The sequence below is a fragment of the Halorubellus salinus genome (assembly GCF_020567525.1).
In the GTDB taxonomy this organism is placed as follows: Archaea; Halobacteriota; Halobacteria; order Halobacteriales; family Natrialbaceae; genus Halorubellus; species Halorubellus salinus.
Genome location: NZ_JAJCVI010000003.1, coordinates 41588 through 59587, shown reverse-complemented (window position 1 = coordinate 59587; position 18000 = coordinate 41588). Strand labels below are relative to the sequence as shown.

The 18000-nt window shown below is 65.4% G+C and carries 12 protein-coding genes; 5 read left to right on the top strand and 7 right to left on the bottom strand.

What is annotated here, in order from left to right:
* Window positions 1–74: 74 nt before the first annotated feature.
* The 5 genes from LI336_RS08635 to LI336_RS08615 are packed head-to-tail and all read right to left on the bottom strand — an operon-like array spanning window position 75 to window position 6135.
* Window positions 75–1130 carry an oligopeptide/dipeptide ABC transporter ATP-binding protein gene (locus tag LI336_RS08635; RefSeq protein ID WP_227132719.1) on the bottom strand — a complete coding sequence of 352 codons (1056 nt, stop codon included), beginning with the start codon at window positions 1128–1130 and terminating at the stop codon, window positions 75–77.
* Entirely contained in the window at window positions 1127–2257 is a 1131-nt protein-coding gene (locus LI336_RS08630) for an ABC transporter ATP-binding protein (RefSeq protein WP_227132718.1), read from the bottom strand. The genes LI336_RS08635 and LI336_RS08630 overlap by 4 nt, the downstream gene beginning before the upstream one ends.
* Window position 2258: 1 nt before the next feature.
* Window positions 2259–3293, bottom strand: coding sequence for an ABC transporter permease (locus LI336_RS08625; RefSeq protein ID WP_227132717.1), 1035 nt, complete (start codon window positions 3291–3293; stop codon window positions 2259–2261).
* Window positions 3280–4284, bottom strand: coding sequence for an ABC transporter permease (locus tag LI336_RS08620; protein WP_227132716.1), 1005 nt, complete (start codon window positions 4282–4284; stop codon window positions 3280–3282). The genes LI336_RS08625 and LI336_RS08620 overlap by 14 nt, the downstream gene beginning before the upstream one ends.
* Window positions 4285–4335: 51 nt before the next feature.
* Window positions 4336–6135, bottom strand: a complete 1800-nt coding sequence (locus LI336_RS08615) for an ABC transporter substrate-binding protein (RefSeq protein WP_227132715.1) — start codon at window positions 6133–6135, stop codon at window positions 4336–4338.
* Between the two features lie 206 nt (window positions 6136–6341).
* Between LI336_RS08615 and LI336_RS08610 the strand changes: the two genes are divergently transcribed.
* A complete protein-coding gene (locus LI336_RS08610) occupies window positions 6342–8573 on the top strand; it encodes a glycoside hydrolase family 3 N-terminal domain-containing protein (protein WP_227132714.1) in 2232 nt (743 codons plus the stop codon).
* 823 nt (window positions 8574–9396) lie between these two features.
* On the opposite strand, the gene LI336_RS08605 is transcribed toward LI336_RS08610, so the two are convergent.
* A complete protein-coding gene (locus LI336_RS08605) occupies window positions 9397–10188 on the bottom strand; it encodes an IclR family transcriptional regulator (protein ID WP_227132713.1) in 792 nt (263 codons plus the stop codon).
* A 527-nt stretch (window positions 10189–10715) separates the two neighbouring features.
* Between LI336_RS08605 and LI336_RS08600 the strand changes: the two genes are divergently transcribed.
* From LI336_RS08600 to LI336_RS08590, 3 genes are all read left to right on the top strand, one after another.
* Complete coding sequence (locus LI336_RS08600) at window positions 10716–12023, top strand: SAF domain-containing protein (protein WP_227132712.1); 1308 nt, start codon at window positions 10716–10718, stop codon at window positions 12021–12023.
* A 241-nt stretch (window positions 12024–12264) separates the two neighbouring features.
* Window positions 12265–13704 carry an aldehyde dehydrogenase gene (gene aldA / locus LI336_RS08595; RefSeq protein WP_227132711.1) on the top strand — a complete coding sequence of 480 codons (1440 nt, stop codon included), beginning with the start codon at window positions 12265–12267 and terminating at the stop codon, window positions 13702–13704.
* Between the two features lie 92 nt (window positions 13705–13796).
* Window positions 13797–14942 carry a mandelate racemase/muconate lactonizing enzyme family protein gene (locus LI336_RS08590; protein ID WP_227132710.1) on the top strand — a complete coding sequence of 382 codons (1146 nt, stop codon included), beginning with the start codon at window positions 13797–13799 and terminating at the stop codon, window positions 14940–14942.
* 3 nt (window positions 14943–14945) lie between these two features.
* Here the strand turns inward: LI336_RS08590 and LI336_RS08585 are convergent, their stop codons facing one another.
* Window positions 14946–15998 (bottom strand): alcohol dehydrogenase catalytic domain-containing protein, encoded by a 1053-nt coding sequence (locus LI336_RS08585; protein WP_227132709.1) that lies wholly within the window; start codon window positions 15996–15998, stop codon window positions 14946–14948.
* Between the two features lie 293 nt (window positions 15999–16291).
* Between LI336_RS08585 and LI336_RS08580 the strand changes: the two genes are divergently transcribed.
* On the top strand, window positions 16292–17980 hold the full coding sequence (locus tag LI336_RS08580; RefSeq protein WP_227132708.1) for an ABC transporter substrate-binding protein: 1689 nt from the start codon (window positions 16292–16294) through the stop codon (window positions 17978–17980).
* The last annotated feature ends 20 nt before the right edge of the window (window positions 17981–18000 follow it).

Sequence of the window (18000 nt, the reverse complement as noted above, 5' to 3'; positions counted from 1 at the left end):
GTTCGCAACGCGACCGTCTCGCGCTCGATACGATACCGCAACCGGCCGCCAGACCGCAAAGCGCGCGGCGACACCTAGTCCTCTATCGGGTCACTCTCCCAGTACGCGTGCTCGGGTTGCTCGCGGAAGCACGCCACCTCCTGGCCACCTCCGTCGACGGGCTCGCGCGTCGGCGTCCCCCCTTTGCAGGCCTCGCGCGCCTTCGGACAGCGCGTGTGGAACCGACACCCAGAGGGTGGATTCACGGGGTCCGGGATGTCTATCTTCCGCATCGGCGGGTCGACCGCCTCCGTCGCGTCGAGCGACAGCTCCGGCGTCGCCCACCGGAGCACGTTCGTGTACGGATGCCGGGGGTCCTCGATGAGTTCCTCCGCCGTTCCGAGCTCGACGAGCTCCCCGAGGTACATCACGCCGATGCGGCCGTCGCCGTGCTCCGTGAAGTACCGCGCGTTCGAGAGGTCGTGACTGATGAACACGTACGTCGTGTCGAACACGTCCTGGAGGTCGAGCATCAGGTCCATCATCTCGACGCGCAGCGAGACGTCGAGCGCACTGATGGCCTCGTCCGCCAGGATGACGTCCGGGTTCATCAGGAGTGCGCGACACAACGCCACGCGCTGCTTCTCGCCGCCACTCAACTGGTGCGGGTAGCGGTCGCCGAAGTCCGCGGCCGGCGACATTCCGACGCGCTCCAGGAGCGAGAAGATGCGTTCCCGGCGCTCGCCACTCCCCATGTCGGGGTGAACGTGCCGGAGCGGCTCCGAGAGGATCTCGACGAGCCGCTGGTTCGGGTTCAGCGAACTCCCCGGGTCCTGGTGGATTATCTGGAGGGACTGCCGGATCTCCTCGAAGGGGACGTCGCCGCGTCCCGCCTTCGCCTCCCAGATGTCCTGCCCGCGGAACTCCACGGACCCACCCGTCGGTTGCTGGAGGCCGATCGCGGTCTTCCCGAGCGTCGTCTTCCCGCAGCCGGACTCGCCGACGAGCGCGAGCACGTCGTTCTCCTCGATGTCCAACGAGACCCCGTCGACCGCGTGCACGACGTCGGGGTCCTGGTAGAAGTCCCAGATGCTCTGCTCCTTCTCGAAGTGCACCTCGACGTCCGACAGCCTGAGCAGCGGGTCACTCATCGTTCCCCCCCTCCACGGCTGCCGTCCGCGTCCATTCCATCCGGGGTCCCACCGTCGGCGTCCACGTCAGCGGACGTGCCACCGTCGGGCGCGTAGTTCAACGGGATCTCGCCGGCGCTGTCCTCCCAGTGGTGACACGCGACCGAGTGGTCGTCGACGACCGTCGAATGCTCGGGCGCGTCGACGCGACAGGACTCGTCCGCGAGCGGACACCGCGGCCGGAACGAACACCCCTCGGGCACGTTGACCGGTGCCGGACTCGACCCCTCGATGGCCTCCATCTCCTCCAGGGGCGCGTCCAGGTTCGGCGTCGCGTTCAGGAGCGCTCGCGTGTACGGATGCGACGCGTGCCCGAGAATCTCCTCGGTCGGCCCGACCTCCACGAGCTCGAACGCGTACATCACCGCGAGCCGGTCCGCGAGCGACGCGACCAGCGGCAGGTCGTGCGTGATGAACACCATCGTCAGGTCGTACTTCTCCTGGAGCTTCTCCAGGAGCACGAGGATCGAGCGCTGCATCAGGAGGTCGAGCGCCGCCGTCGGCTCGTCCATCACGAGCACGTCCGGTTCGAGCACGAGCGACAGCGCGATGAGCGCGCGCTGCTGCATCCCCCCACTGAGTTCGTGCGGGTACGAATCCAGCACGCGCTGGGGGTCGAGGTAGAGGTCCTCCAGGAGCTCCCGGGCGCGCGCCATCCCCGCCGTTCGGTCCGCGTCGTGCGCGTCCAGGGTCTCCTCGAAGTGCCCGCGGACCTTCATCGTCGGATTGAACGAACTCATCGCACCCTGGAACACCATCGAGACCTCCTCCCAACGGAGCTCCTTCAACGACGCCCCGTCAAGGTCGAGGACGTCGACGCGCTCCCCTCCCTCCGGGTAGTACGACACCTCACCGGACAACAACCCGGGGTCGGGGATGGCGTCCAGGAGCGCGGACGCGAGCATCGACTTCCCGCTCCCGCTCTCCCCGACGATACCGATTATCTCGTTCCGTTCGATGTCGATACTGACGTCGTCGAGCACGTAGGACTCGCCGTCGTCGTACGTGACGCTGGCGTTCCGGAGCTCGAGGATCGTGTCGCTCGCGTCGACGGCTGACGTCGCCGTCGAAGAGTGGCTCGCAGTCATGTTAGAGTATCTCCGTGGAGGCGTTCGAGTCCTCCGCTTCGCTGCCGGCAGTCGACTCCGATTCCCCGGCGAGGCGCGTCCTGACGCGCGGATTGAACACGCGATCCATCCCCTGCCCGAGCAGGATGAGCCCGAGCGAGAGGAAGAGGATGGCGAGCATCGGCGCGATCAGCCAGTGCGCGGCCTCGATGGTGTACAGCGCGCCCGCGGTCGAGTACGCGAGGTACATCGTGATCCCCCAGTTCTCCGCCCCGATGGGGAGGACGCCGAGGAAGTACAGCCCGACCGACGCGAAGATGACGTACCGTGCGGCCGTCACGAAGTTCACGGTGACGTACGGCATCAGGTTCGGGATGATGTCCTTCCGGATGATGCGATGCGTGGGCGTCCCCATCGTCCGCGACGCCTCGACGTAGTTCTGCTCGCGGATGGTGAGCACCTGCGAGCGGATGGACCGCCCGAGGCCCGCCCAGTAGTTCAGCGTGATGAGCACGCCGAGCACGAGCGGGTTCTCGGGCGTGAACGCGATGGCGAGAATCATGATGAGCGGCAGGCCCGGGATCGCCATCACGAAGTCCGCGATCGCCATCAGCACGCGGTCGGTCGTCCCGCCTTTGAATCCCGCGACGGTCCCGAGGACGACCGCGACGCCGGTCGCCCAGATGGCGCCGCTCGTAATCATCAACATCATCTCGGGCGTGGCGTGCACGAGGAGCGCGAGCAGGTCCGTCCCGGTCGCGGTCGTCCCGAGCACGTAGTCCATGTTCTCCAGCGGCAGGAGGTACCGTGGCGCCTGGTTCGTCTCCGGCGACGGGTAGAGGCCGAGCGCCGCAATCAGTGCGACGACCACGTAGAAACCGACGATGAGCAGGCCGAAGCGCGTCCGCCAGTCGCTCCACGCGACCACCGCCGGCTTGTACACGCGCTCCTGGTAGAGGTCGCGGTAGCGGTCGAGTCTCGAGAGGTCGGTCGCAGCCGCGTTCGAACTCGACCAGTCGACCCCGCCGACCTGCGAGTCGGTTTCAGTAGGCTTCATTGCTCCCCCCCGAAGAGATGCGTGGGTCGACCTTGCTGTACGTCAGGTCCGCGACGTATGCCCCGACCACGAGCGCGACCGTGATGACGAGGAACGTCCCCATCATCAGCGGATAGTCCCGTGCTTTCAGTGCCTTGAACATGTAGAATCCGAGTCCCGGATACGAGAAGATGCGTTCCAGGATGATGGTCCCACCGAGGTTGAAGCCGAGCAGGAGCAGGAAGCCAGTGTACATCGGGAGGATGGCGTTGCGCCCGACGTACCGCGTGGCGATACGGCGGTCGGCGAGCCCGCGGAGTCGCGCGACGCGGACGTAGTCCTCGCCGAGCACCTGGATGCTGTTCCCGCGCATCGCGAGCGCCTGCACGCCCATCCCCGTGATGGTGAACGACGCCACGGGGAGGATAGCGTGCTCGAGCGCACTCATCACGAACGGCACGCTCAACTCCTTCTCGACCGCCAGCCCGGTCGTCCCGCCGGTCGGCAGGACCTGGTACTGGTACCCGAGGAAGTACACGAGCAGGAGCGCGAGCACGTAGAACGGGACGGACGCGGAGAGGATGGAGACGCCGGTCAACGCCTGATCGAACCGGCTTCCCTCCCAGTACGCCATCATCGCGCCGAACAGGACCGCGAACGCGAACATGAGGACCGTCGAGACGACGACGACGAACACCGTCCACGGAACCGCCTCCGCGAGGATGTTCGTCACCGGTTCGTCGAGCGAGATCGACCGACCGAGGTCGCCGCCGGCGACCGACAGCATGTAGCTCTGGTACTGTTCGAGTAGCGTGGCGTCCGGCCTGATGTTCTGGTAGTTCTCGATGTACGCGTTGATCTGATCGGGGTCCATCCCCTGTCTGGCGAGCTTCACTCGCAGCGTCGTCAGTGGGCCGCCAGGGAGCAGTCGTATCATACCGAACGTGAACGTCGCCACCAGATAGACCGTGAAGAGCACGCGCGCCGTCCGCTTGGCGAGATAGTGGGACATACGATATCGAATCTCTCTTTGTGATTATTAACGTTTGGTGCTGGTCTGCATCTACTTCGCCTGGAGGTTCCCCTGCCGCGGCAGCCAGTGGCACGGCCACTTGACCTTGTAGTTCGAGGCGCCGTCGTCGGGGACGTCCCATTCGTCCTCGGTGACGAATGACTGCTCGCGTTTCTCGAGGAGCGAGAGCATCGGGAGGTCCTGGTTGTTGTGCCAGGCGGCCTGCCGGACGAGCTCCTGCGCGGTGGACTCGTCGGTGGCGGCCGGGAGCTTCTCCACCTTCGAAGCAGGGTTCATACTCGTCGTGCCCGAGCCCTTGCGGGCGGGCACCTCGATCTCGCCTTCCGGATAGTTGTGGCCGCGCTGCCACGTCGTGAGCTTGACCTGATGACGCAGCGGGTAGAACGGGAACGCGGACCGCGGGCCGCCGGGCAGCCAGAACGCGGTCGCGAGCCGGAAGTCGCCGTCCGTGATCTGCCCCCACATCTGGCCGGTCGGGACGGTGGTGACGGACGCGTCGAACCCGAACGAACTGAGCTGGTCGGCGATCGTCTGACTCGCAGTCACCCAGTCGCCCCAGCCCGCGAACTGCTTGATCGGGATGGAGATGACGTCGCCGTTCTCGTCCTTCCACTTCCCGTCTTCCTTCGTGTAGCCGACGGACTCTAGGAGCGACGCGGCCTTCTTCGACTGCGTCTCGGCCTGCCCGTACGTCTCGTAGGTATCCATCTCGTCGCCGAGCCAGCGGTCCTGGTCGCCGACTGCGATACCGCAGGGGACCTTCGGCGTGGACTTCGTCCGCGGCCCCGCGTTGTCGCGGACCTGGTCGCGGTTGATGACGTGCATGAGCGCCTGCCGGACCTCGCGCTTCCCCATGACGGGGTCGTCGTGGTTCGGGAGGAGCCCGTACCCCCACTTCGCGGGGACGCGTGCCTCGTTGACGGCGTCCGGGAGGTTCGCGACGACCTTCGGCGGCGTGAACAGGCTCATCGCGACGTCCAGCTTTCCGCCGAGCAACCCGGCGTGCATCTGGGGGTTGTCCGGCATGTGGATGTACTGGTACTCCTCGAAGTTCACGTTGTCAGCGTCGGGGTGGTCCGCGAACCGCTTCAGCGTCACCTGCTGTTTGTCGGCGTCGCCCGTGTACTTGAACGGGCCCGTTCCCTGGACGTTCTCGTCGTAACTGAAGCTCTGGACCGCGCTCGCTTCCTTGTCGAGGTACTCCTTGTACACGCTGTGCTTGGTGTCGACGCGCATCGGCGCGAGCGTGTGCTTGACGATGGTCGGGTTGGTCTCCTCGGAGAAACTGAGCTCGACCGTCTTGTCGCCGGTCGCTTCGACGCTCTCGGTGAAGTCCCAGAGGCTCTCCCCGGTCTTCTTCCCGATCTTGAACTGCGTGACGAGGTCCTGGCTGGTGACGTCGTCGCCGTTGTGCCACGTCAGGTCCTCTCTGATCGTGAGCGTCGCCGACTCCGATTCGACCTGCCAGTCGTCGAGCGCGTAGAGGATGAACTCGCCCTTCCCGAAGTGGTACTGCGCGAACTTGTCGAACACCATCTCCCCCGACCAGGCGGCGTACTTCTGGGTGTTGTGGGGGTTGTAGTGCATGTTCTTCGGCACGCCTTCGTTCGTCGCGCCGACGAGCGTCTTGTCCTGGACGGTGACGCTCCCCCCGGAGTCGTCGGTGCCGTCGGACCCGTCACCGCTCCCGTCGGTGTCCTCGCCGTCGGTATCGTCGTTCGACGTGGTGCTACATCCAGCGAGGGCGACCGCGCCTGACGCCCCCGTTAGTTTCATGAACCGGCGACGGCTGCAGACGTCCCGGTAACTGGTGGCTGAGTCGCTTGCCATTATCCACCAAAACCACCAACCCAACAATACATAAAAGTTTGGGAGAGTGCGAAAGGTTGACGCGGCCTGCCGACAGAACCGCAAGACTCGACCCACCCGTAGCGCCGCCAGCGTCGCTCGGTCAGGGTCGTCGACGCCGAACCGCCGCCAGCACACCGACCGACCTGGCGAAAAACATAAGTAACCGATTCATCTTGTACTGGATAATGCACCAAGACAGCACAGAGTACGAGTTCCAACAGCCCCACCTCCCCGTCGCCACTCGCGTCGAGGACCTCCTCGACAGGATGACCACGGCGGAGAAAGCCGGCCAGCTGGTCGGCACGTGGGCCGGGACACTGAGCGAGTTCAACGACGTAGCCGACGTGAAGACCGCCATCAGCGACCACCACATCGGCGCCGCAGCGACGTTCGGCTGGGGTGGCTCCCTCGACACGACCGTCGACGACGTCGTCGAGACGGTCAACGAACTCCAGGCGTACGCCGTCGAGGAGACCCGGCTCGGGATTCCGCTCCTGTTCAACGTCGACGCAGTCCACGGGCACGCCTACGTCGCCAACGCGACCATCTTCCCGAACGGGCTCGGCGTCGGCGCCACCTGGGACCCCGACGCCGCCGAACGCGCCGCGAGCATCACCGCGAGCGAGATTCGAGCCACCGGCGCCCACCAGAACTACTCGCCGACGTGCGACGTCGGCCGCGACCCGCGCTGGGGGCGCGTGTTCGAGACGTTCGGCGAGAGCCCGTACCTCTGCGGTGAACTCGCCGCCGCGAAAGCCCGCGGCTACCAGGGCGACGGCATCGAAGGCGACGAGAACGTCGTCGCGACGGCGAAGCACTTCCCCGCCTACAGCGAACCGGAACGCGGCGAGGACGCCTCCCCCGTGGACGTCTCCGAGTACAAGCTCCGGAACACGTTCGTCCCGCCGTTCGAACGCCTCCTCGAGGAGGACGTCGAGTCGGTCATGCCGTGCTACAACTCCATCAACGGCGAGCCCGCGCACGCCTCCGAACGCTACCTGATCGACCTGCTCCGGGACGAGCTCGGGTTCGACGGCACCGTCGTCTCCGACTGGAACGGCATCCGCCAGCTCGCAGACGAACACCACACCGCCGTCGACCGCCGCGAAGCCGTCAAGCAGTCGCGGGTCGCCGGCCTCGACCTCGCGTCCGTCGGGCACGTCGGGCACGTCGAGGAACTCCTCGCACTCGTCGAGGACGGCGACCTCCCCGAGAGCGTCCTGGACGACAGCGTCCGTCGCGTCCTCGAACAGAAGTTCCGCCTCGGTCTCTTCGAGGACCCGTACGTGGACGCCGACGACGCGACCGACACCGTCGGCGCGAGCGACCACCAGGACGTCGCCCTGGAGTGCGCTCGCGAATCGATGACGCTCCTCCAGAACGACGACCTCCTGCCGCTGTCCGGGGACGAGGACGTGTTCGTCGCCGGCCCGAACGCCGACGACCTCGTCCATCAGGTCGGCGGGTGGAGCGTCGACGAGGAAGCGCACGTCGCGGGCGACAGCATCCGCGACGCGCTCGCCGACCACACCACGGGGTCGGTCACGTACGAGCAGGGCGCGTCGATGTCGACGACGGAAGACGTCGAAGCGGCCGCGGCGAAAGCCGCCGAGGCGGAGGTTGCGGTCGTCGCCGTCGGCGAGAACTGGTACCTCCACGAGTTCGGCCCCGAGGTCCAGTCCGGGTCGAAGACCGGCGAGTTCCCGACGCGCTCGGAGCTCCGACTCCCCGAAGCCCAGCGCGAACTCGTCGAGGCGATCCACGAGACGGGGACGCCGACCGTCGGCGTGCTCGTCACCGGTCGCCCGCTCATCGTCGACTGGATGGCAGAGCACCTGCCCGCCATCCTCATGGCGTACTACCCCGGGTCTCGGGGCGGGACCGCGGTCGCGGAGACGCTGTTCGGCGCGAACGACCCGTCCGGTCGCCTCCCGATATCTGTCCCGCGGTCGCCCGGCGACCTCCCACAGCACTTCGACCACCTCGCGCACCCGGCACCCATCGGCGTCGACGAGCATCCCGATTCGTACGACCCGCTGTTCGAGTTCGGGCACGGCCTCAGCTACACCGACTTCGAGTACGCCGACGTCTCGGTCTCGACGGACGAACTCGACGCCGCCGACGACTTCGAGGTGTCGGTCACGCTCGCGAACGTCGGCGACCGTACCGGGACCGAGGTCGTCCAGGTGTACAGTAGCGCGCTCACCGCGTCCCGGGTCCCTCGCGTTCGTCGCCTCCAGGCGTTCGAGCGCGTGACGCTCGATCCCGGCGAGGAACGCACCGTGACGCTCTCGCTCGCCGCAGACGACTTCAGCGTCTACCACCCCGGCGACGGCCACACGCTCGAAGCCGGCGAGTACCGACTGCTCGTGGACGACGAGACCCGGACCGTCACCGTCGCCGACGCCGAGTACTGAGTCTCGCGGAAGCGACGTCTTCTCTCCCTCCTCCGATGCACCCTGGTCTCGTACGATAGCGGCGCCGCTCGTTCATCCTCCAACTCACTTCGTCGCGGACGGTCGGCAGTGCTGTAGCCTCTCGCCAGAGCGCAGCTTCACTATGCGACGAGCACCTGCGAGCCAGTGGCGTTGCACCTCGTCACCGCCTCGGGTGACGACGAAAGGTGACGAGCGCCCGGCCGCTTTCTGGCCCCGACGCGACCCGATCGTGACACCACAACGCGATATCTTACGGAAGTTGACTGGTACTGGAGCTGTCACGAACGCGGGAGAAACGCCCGAATGCGCGGTGAATAATGAACAATCGATGTATTTTGATGCGGCAATAAAACATCCTTCCCGCAGGACTGGCCGCTGGTGAACACCACCCGGTAGGTTCTCGGCGCCGGTCTCCCCCCCCTCACCGAGAATAACGAACCTATCACTGTTAGTTGAGTTTGGACTGGTCGACCGTCACCACGTAAAGTGAACCCCGACCGCGAGAGATGGAATAACAGCCATAGACTTGTTACGACCGCTCTCCCTCGTTCCGCCTCGACGTCTATCGGACGGATGCGCCACCGCAGGGACGAGCCATCGATCGGACGCGGCCTCGCACGGACTCGGGTTCGCGACCTCGCTGCCAGTCGGCAGAACGGGCAACCCCTACGAAGCACCGGCCGTACCGTCTCGTGTTCTATCACGCCAGTCCCGACGCCATCCGTTCCGCGACGAGACCGAATCCATCTTCGGGACGTCAACTGCCGATGGCCGGGTGAGCGAACGCGACCGGCTCGCCCACTCACCGATCGACTGCCCTCGCGCCGTTGTGCTTGATGCGGATGATGTCCGCAGTCTCGGTGACGAGCTGCGGGAGCTTCGACTGGAAGTACTCGCCCTCGATGCGACTGGCCGGTCCAGAGAGGGAGACGGTCCCGATGACGCCATCCAGTCCCCGGACGGGAGCGGCGACACCGCGGATACCCACGGCCGCTTCCTCGCGGTCTCGCGCGAACCCCTGCTCGCGGATCGTCTCCAGTTCCGCCTCCAGCGCGTCGCGGTCCGTGATAGTATTCGGCGTCATCGAATGAAGGCCGTGTGCGTCCAGTACCTCGTCCAGTTCGTCGTCGTCCATGTGCGCCAGCACGACCTTTCCGCTCGCGGTCGCGTTGAGGCGCCAGCGACTCCCCGTGGTGTACGCGCCACTTTCGACGGCGTCCTCCCCCCCGGTCTTGTATAGGTAGTACCCGAGCCCTTGTTCGACGACCATCAGCCAGACGTACTCCCCCGTGTCCGCCGCCAGTTCGTCCGCTGGGTCGGTCCCGTGGACGTACAGCGGATAGTTCTCCTTGATGCTGTTCCCCACCTCGTAGTATCGGAGCCCCGGCCGATAGCGGTCGTTTTCCTTCACAGCGAATCCGCGCCGCTCGAGCGTCCGGAGGTGGGCGAGCACGTTGCTCGGCGATCTATCCAGGACCTCCGCGAGTTCCGTGATGGTCATCGGACCCTCCGTGGTCAGGGTCTCGACGATGTCCAGCGACGTATCGACCGACTTGATTCCGGTTTGCCCGTCGTCCGCTGGGTGATTTGACATGGTCGAACAATACGGGGCGTGCATAATTAGCATATCGCCCCACGGCCGTCCCCGAGAGAACGAGGGGACCTCGTCGCTCGAAAGCGGATGCCTCCACCGCGAATGTCTCGTTCTTCCATGGAGAAACGGCGCTCGCTCGACGAGGATGCTCCGCACACGTCCGGTGCGAGTCCGTTTCCGCATACAGCCCTACCTCGTGCGCCCCGGCTCATACCGTCGATTCCGTTACTCGAACGCGTTCGGGATGCCCAGAGCCCCCGTCCGGGTGATAGAAGCTCTCTCCAGTGACCCTGTCCACTCTTTCTCGAGATGAGCGGTGGTCCGCGTCGACCGAACCTCGGATTCTCCGATGGAGAACTACCAGATTACGTGCACTACGTTCTTCCGTACGGTCGTCTCGACCGACCCGGCAACGGCCGAAAGACGGTGGCTCGCGGTCGAACTGTCGACGGTCACTGGAAGCCACCCGTTCATCTAACGGGACTTACAAAACACTTAATTAGCGTGTCGGTCAGTACCAACCACGGATGAACGTAGTGTCTGACTTAGAGGCGCGAGTAGGTGATCCGCTCTCGGTCACCCTGATCGGCCCCGGCGTTTACGGATCGCACCTCGCCTACCAGATCGAGGAGACACCAGGCGTCGAGCTCTCGATACTCGCCGACATCGAACGACGAAAAGCCGAAGACGCGTTCCGGAAAGCCGGCGTTCCGGACGAAGAGGTGGCGATCGAGGAGAGCGCGGATGGCATCGCGAGCGCGCTTGCGACGGACCAGCGCGTCGCAACGAGTGACGGTGGACTGGCGGCCGGTGCGCCAGTCGACGTCGTCATCGAGACGACCGGGGATGCCCAGGCGGCGGCGGTCCACGCGTTGGAAGCGATCGACGCGGGGAACGACGTCGTCATGGTCAGCGTCGAGGTGGACGTGACCATCGGACCGCTGCTGGCCCGCTTCGCCGAGTACCGCGGCGTAACCTACTCGATGGCGTACGGCGACGAACCGGCACAGGTCGTCGAGATGGTCGACTGGGCGCGAACCCAGGGTCTCGACATCGTGGCCGCGGGACAGGGCACGGAGCTGACGTTCAAGCCCCACGCGACCCACGAGGACTCCCTCCAGCGGTACGACCTCCCAGAGTCGTTCATCGAGAACAGCGAACCGGACGCACGGATGTACAACACGTTCCTCGACGGAACGAAGGTGGCGGTCGAACTCTGTGCGGCCGCGAACGCTCTCGGACTGCCGACCGACGACGACGGCATCCACATGCCGGAGACGGACAAAGGTGGGATGCTCGAGACGCTCCGACCAGTCGAGGACGGTGGCGTACTCGACCGGAAGGGCGTCATCGACTCGGTCACGCCGACCGACCAGAACCCGAGTGCGTTCGTCGTGACGGAGGCGACGAACGAGTCGACGCAGGCGTACCTGAGCCAGCGGTACAACATCAAGACGACGTCGAACGGACGCTATCAGCTCTTCCACCGCCCGTATCATCTCCCCCAGGAGACGATGGTCAGCGTCGCGCTCGCCGGCCTCCACGACGAGCCGACGGGCGTCGTGACCGAGCAGACGACCGAGGTCGTCGCCGCGGCGAAACGTGACCTGGAACCGGGCGAGACGATCGTCGGCGGTGGCGGTGATACGATATACGGACGCCTCCAGAACGCCGACGTCGCGTCCGAAGCGGACCTCGTTCCGTTCGAACTGCTCTCTGGCGCGACCGTCGAACGACCGGTGAGCACGGACCAGCCCATCTCTGCGGCGGACGTCAGTCTCGACACCGACTCGCCGCTCTACCACCTCCGCCAGCTGCAGGACTCGCTTCTCTGATCGACAGCAGGCAGTCGGTTCGGTTATAAACGTCGGGCCATGTTCGCGTCCTCCTTTGAGTGCCAAACACTCACATATTCGCTGGACGTGGTTGGGCGAACGGTCGTCTCGCTGCTCGGGTGGGACAGTCGACGTCAGAGCGTCGTCGGCACGATTAGCGTCGCGTCGAAGTACGAGCGTCGTCGGCATCATTGGCGTGGCCCCGAAGTATTATACTCGCCCTCGCAGAAGTGGAGGTATCGTGGAGGTATCCGAGAGCGGTCACTACATCGACGGGTCGTGGCGAACAGGCACGCCAGCGGTGGACGTACAGAATCCAGCGACGGAGGAGACGATCGCGACCGTCCCGAGCGCCGACGAAGCGCTCGTCGCGGAAGCGCTCTCCGCCGCGCAGGACGCCCAGGAGGAGTGGGGCGCCATGCCGGGTATCGAGCGTGCGGAAGTCATCCGCGACATCGGTGCGGTCGTCGAGGACCACGTCGAGGACATCGGTGACGTCCTGATGGCCGAGCAAGGGAAGCCGCGGTCCGCGGCCCACGGCGAGGTCGAGGGGACGTTGACGCTCGCCGACTACGCGGCCGGGTGGGGGCGTCGCATCGAGGGCGACATCGTTCCGAGCGACAGCCGCGACGAACAGATACAGTTACAACGCCATCCGATGGGCGTCGTCGCCGCCATCATCCCGTGGAACTACCCGATAGCGGTCCTGATGCGGAAGATCCTTCCCGCGCTCATCGCCGGGAACGCCGTCGTCGTGAAACCCAGTTCGACGACACCACTGTCGACGATCAAGCTGTTCGAGGCGCTCGACGAGGAACTCGACCTCCCCGACGGCCTCCTGAACCTGGTCATCGGAGACAGCACGGTCGGTGACGCGCTCGTGACGGCACCCGAGACGGACATGGTGACGATGACCGGCTCCACGCGCGTGGGCAAGGAGATCATGGAAGCCGCGGCGCAGAACCTCACGCCGGTCTCGCTCGAACTCGGCGGGAAGGCGCCCGCGATCGTCGCGGCCGACGCCGACGTCGACGCCGCCGTCGAGGACATCCTCACTGCTCGCATCACCAACGCCGGGCAGGTGTGTACGTGCGCCGAACGCGTCTTCGTCCACGAGGCCGTCGCCGAGGAGTTCACCGAGAAGTACGTCGCCGCGACGGAAGCGCTGGAACTCGGCTCCCCGGAGAGCGACCCGGACATGGGACCGCAGGTGTCGGCAGGCGAACGCGAGTGGACGCACTCGTCGGTCGAGTCCGCCGTCGACGCCGGTGCGACGCTGCTCGCTGGCGGCGAGCCACCGACGGGCGAGGACTTCGAGGCCGGATACTGGTACGCGCCGACCGTACTCGGGGACGTCGACCCGTCGATGGACGTCGTCGAACAGGAGGTGTTCGGGCCGGTGACGCCGATCGTAACCGTCGAATCCGTCGACCAGGCCGTCGAGTACGCGAACCGGTCGCGATACGGGCTCTCCTCGTACGTCTTCACCGAGGACTACAAGACCGCGATGCAGACTGTCGACGACCTGGACTACGGCGAGACGTACGTGAACCGAACGCTCGGCGAAGCGTGGCAGGGTCACCACATCGGGTGGAACGACTCCGGCATGGGCGGCGACGACGGCAAGTACGGCGTCCTGAAGTACACGCAGATCAAGACCGTCTACCACGACTACAGCTAACGTCGCCGGTCCCGGATTCGAGCGACGACGCACCGACTTCGCTTCTCCTCCCCTGAAAAGACTGAAGTGCGGGCGCATCGAGAGTTGGTTCGTTGGAGCAACCGACAGATAGCATGGAGATAACTGGGATCAACTCATACCACATCGACTACGAGATGGACGCGCCGTTCGAGCCCTCCTGGTATCCGGGATTCGAGCAGCACGTCCACAAGGTACAGCTCTACGAGGTCGAGACCGACGCGGGCATCAGCGGGATCACGTCCGTCACGGGCGACGCGTCTCGCGTCGATTCGCTCGACCTCGCCAGGGAGTACCTGGTCGGGGAAGACCCGAGACACATCGAGCAGCGACTCGACGACCTCGCGTCGCTGAACTCGTACGGACCGCGACCGTGGCACTTCGAGATCGCGTTCTGGGACATCAAGGGGAAGGAGGTCGGGAAACCGATCTACGAACTCCTCGGTGGGGACAGCGAACCGATCCCGGCGTACGCCTCCAGCGGCGAACTGCGGCCCGTCGACGAGCGCCTGGACTGGGTCGCCGATCGCGTCGACGAGGGGTTCGAGGCGATCAAGCTCCGGTTCCACTCCGACGACATGGACGACGACCTCGAAGTCGCTCGCGCCGTCCGCGAGGCGTACCCCGACCTCAAGATCATGGTCGACCTCAACATGGGATGGAGTTTCGCGCATCCCGGTGGCGGGACGTGGACGTTCGACGACGCGCTGTCGGTCGCGCGCGAACTCGAGGAGATCGGGAGCATCGGGTGGCTCGAGGAACCGTTCAATCAACGGAACTACGACGCGCTCGCTCGCCTCCGCGAGAAGACGGACATCCCCATCGCGGGCGGGGAGTTCAACAACGGCGTCCATCAGTTCCGCGAGTTCGTCGAGCACGATGCGCTCGACGTCCTCCAGCCCGACGTCATGCTCAGCGCAGGTATCTCGAAGACGAAACTCATCGCGGGGCTCGCGGACATGCACGGTCTCCAGTTCGCGCCGCACACGTGGAACGACGGTATCGGGTTCGCCGCGAACGTCCAGCTCCTCGCGTGCACGAACCCCAGCTGGTGCGAGTACCCGATCGAGCCGCCGGGCTGGTCGCTCGACACGCGAGACTTCCTTCTCGAAGAGCAACTCACCGCTGAAGACGGCGCCATCGTCCCGCCGACGGGCCCCGGTCTCGGTATCGACCTCGACTGGGACCTGGTCGAGGAACTGTCCGAATCGACCGCTTGAGGCTCAGAACTCGGTGACGACTTCCATCCCGAGCGTCCCGTAGTCGTCCATCGACGCGAGCCGATCCGAGACGTCGCCGAGGGTGACCTCGTTCGTGACGAGGTCCGCGGGCGTGAGTTTGTCGCCAGCTATCATGTTGAAGAGTTCCGGGTAGCGACTCGGCGGCATGCCTTTGACGCCGACGAACTCGAGTTCCGAGCCGACCATCGCGTCCACCGGGAGCGATATCTCGCCGGCTTCGTCGTCGGTCGTCATCCCGACCTGGAGGTGTTGGCCCTGTGGGGCGAGCGAGTCGATGGAGTTCCGGCACGTCTCGGCGATCCCGAGTGCGTCGACGGAGACGTCCGCCCCACCGTTCGTGACGTCCTGTACCGCCTTCGGGACGTCGGTCTCGCCAGCCACGACGGTCGCGGTCGCACCGACCTGTTCGGCGAGGGCGAGGGCGTCCTCGTTCAGGTCGACGGCGACGACGTTCGCGCCGAGGGCCGCGCCGACGTTCACCGCGGAGAGCCCGATGCCGCCACAGCCGTGCACGGCGAGCCAGTCGCCGGCGTGCACGTCCGCCTTATGCGCGAGGCCGTGGAACGCGGTCGCGAACCGACAGCCGAGGCCAGCCATCTCGACGGGGGTCATGCCGTCTGGGAGGTGTACGGCGTTGAAGTCGGCGTTCGGGATGGCGAACTCGGAGGCGAACGCACCCGGGAGGTCGCCGGTGAACCCCAGGCTCAGGCCGTCCGAGCAGAGGTGCGAGTCGCCGGACCAGCAGGAGGAGCAATGCCCGCACGCGACGTTGAACGGGATCCCGACGTCGTCGCCGACCGCGAAGTTTTCCACGTCGTCGCCGACGGCGGTCACCGTGCCCGCGGGTTCGTGCCCGAGGATGTGCTCGTCCGTGGGGACCGACGGCCAGTGGCCCTTCCAGGCGTGCCAGTCGCTCCGACAGATCCCGCAGGCATCTGTTTCGACGACGATTCCGTTCGCACCCGGCGTCACGGATTCGACCTCCGTGACGGACAGCGGTGCGTCGTACTCGGTGAGGACTGCCGCAGTTCGCATGTCACTGACGACCGCATGCCCGGTAATTAATCTTTCCCGGGACATCGACGCCGGCCGTGTCCCATCGAACCGACGGTACCGCCGGCCGTGTCGCATCGACGCGACGGTAGCGACTACGTCGCACCGTGCGGAGACGTTACGCCGTCAACACAGTCCCTTGCGGGCGGTCGCTCGAACGAGGGCGCGGTCGAGAGTTCCTCAGTGTCGATCGGTTCGAAAATCCCATTATTTCATAATAGGTCTCCTGCACCCACCAAGGTTTTATTATGAAGGATTCCATGTGTCGATATCGTATGCCATCGAGAGACAGTCACACAACCGTTGGGACGGACCGGCGGTCGGTTCTCAAGCTCGGCGCGACCCTCGGCACGCTCGGAATCACCGGACTCGCCGGATGTATGGGCGGCGGGGACGATAACGAAGGTTCTGGAAATGGCGACGGCGGTGACACCATCGAATCCGACGACTCGAACGACGGGACCGAAGAGAGCCCGGATTCGCTGCCTCGTGGCGGCACGTTCGTCGTCGGCGCCCAACAGGGCGTCCAGACGATGTCGCCGTTCCGCGGGTTCCTCGCCGACTACCTCCTCGGCGAAGCGATGTACGACCGGCTGACGCGCGTGAACCAGTCCTTCGAGGTCGAGCCCAATCTCGCGAAGGACTGGGAGGCGAACGACGATTACACCGTCTGGACGTTCAACCTCCGCGAGGACGTGGCGTTCAATAACATGGACGGCCAGACGATGACCGCTGCTGACGTGAAGGCGTCCTACGACTTCCTCACGTCCGAGGCGTTCTCCGGGTCCGCGTCGAGCCTGAGCGGCGTGAACTCGCTCTCGGTCGTCGACGAGACGACGGTGGAGGTCGCACTCGACGAGCCGGACCTGAACTTCACGAAGCGCATCGCGGAGACCGGCGGGGCGTTCTTCGTCGTCCCGAAGGCCGTTCTCGACGACGACCCCGCGAAACTGGAAGACACCGACTACGGGACCGGACCGCTCCAGCTCGAGACCTGGAATCAGAAGAACGACATCACGTTCAGCGCGAACTCGGACTACCACATCGAGGGCGTCGACGGCGAACCGCTGCCGTACTTCGACGAGCTCAAGTGGAACATCCTCTCGGACAACATCCAGCGCGCGAACTCGCTATCCGACGGGAGTATCGACGCCGTCAGTCGGACCTCGCCGAACGTCGCCGGGCGCGTCTCGGACAGCGCGACGCTCGTCAAGCAGACGTCCGGGCTCCAGTACCCGATCGTCCTCAACACAACGGTCGAACCGCTCGACGATCCGAAGGTCCGGAAGGCAATCAAGTACGCGCTCGACCGCGAACAGATCCTGAAAGCGGTCTCGCCCGAGGGCGTCCTCGGTCATCACTCCGGCGTCACGCCCGTTCACACGTACTACAACGACGACCTGGAGGTCGGCGATACCTTCGGGACGACGGCGAACGTCGAGAAAGCGAAGGAATTGCTGTCCGAGGCCGGCTACGGTGACGGCCTCGAGATGCAGACGTTCCACTACGACGACGGTGTCCCGTCGAAGGAAGTCATCGCGCAGTTGTTCCAGCAGCAGATGAAGCAGGTCGGTATCGAGTTCGAGATCAACCGGCTCACCGAGGAGACGTGGCTGTCCGATTACTGGAACGCGGAGGGCGAATGGTACATCACGAACTACTCCACGCGCGTGCTCGGGAGCACGGTGCCCCAGCTCGCGCTCCGCTCCGAGGGCCCGTGGAACGAGGCGAAGTGGAGCAACGACGCGTTCGACGAGGCGTTCGCGCGGGCGACGTCGGCGACGAGCGAGGAGGAGAAGGCGGAGGCGATGAAGGAGATGCAGCGCATCAACCATCAGGAGGGTGCGTGGGTCGGTACCTTCCATCCGAAGATCTACGGCGGCTACAAGGACTACGTGCAGAACTACGACCTGTACCCCACGTACATCAAGGACTTCCTCAGCGAGTGCGCTGTCGACAAGTAACGGGAGTGAGAGACAATAGC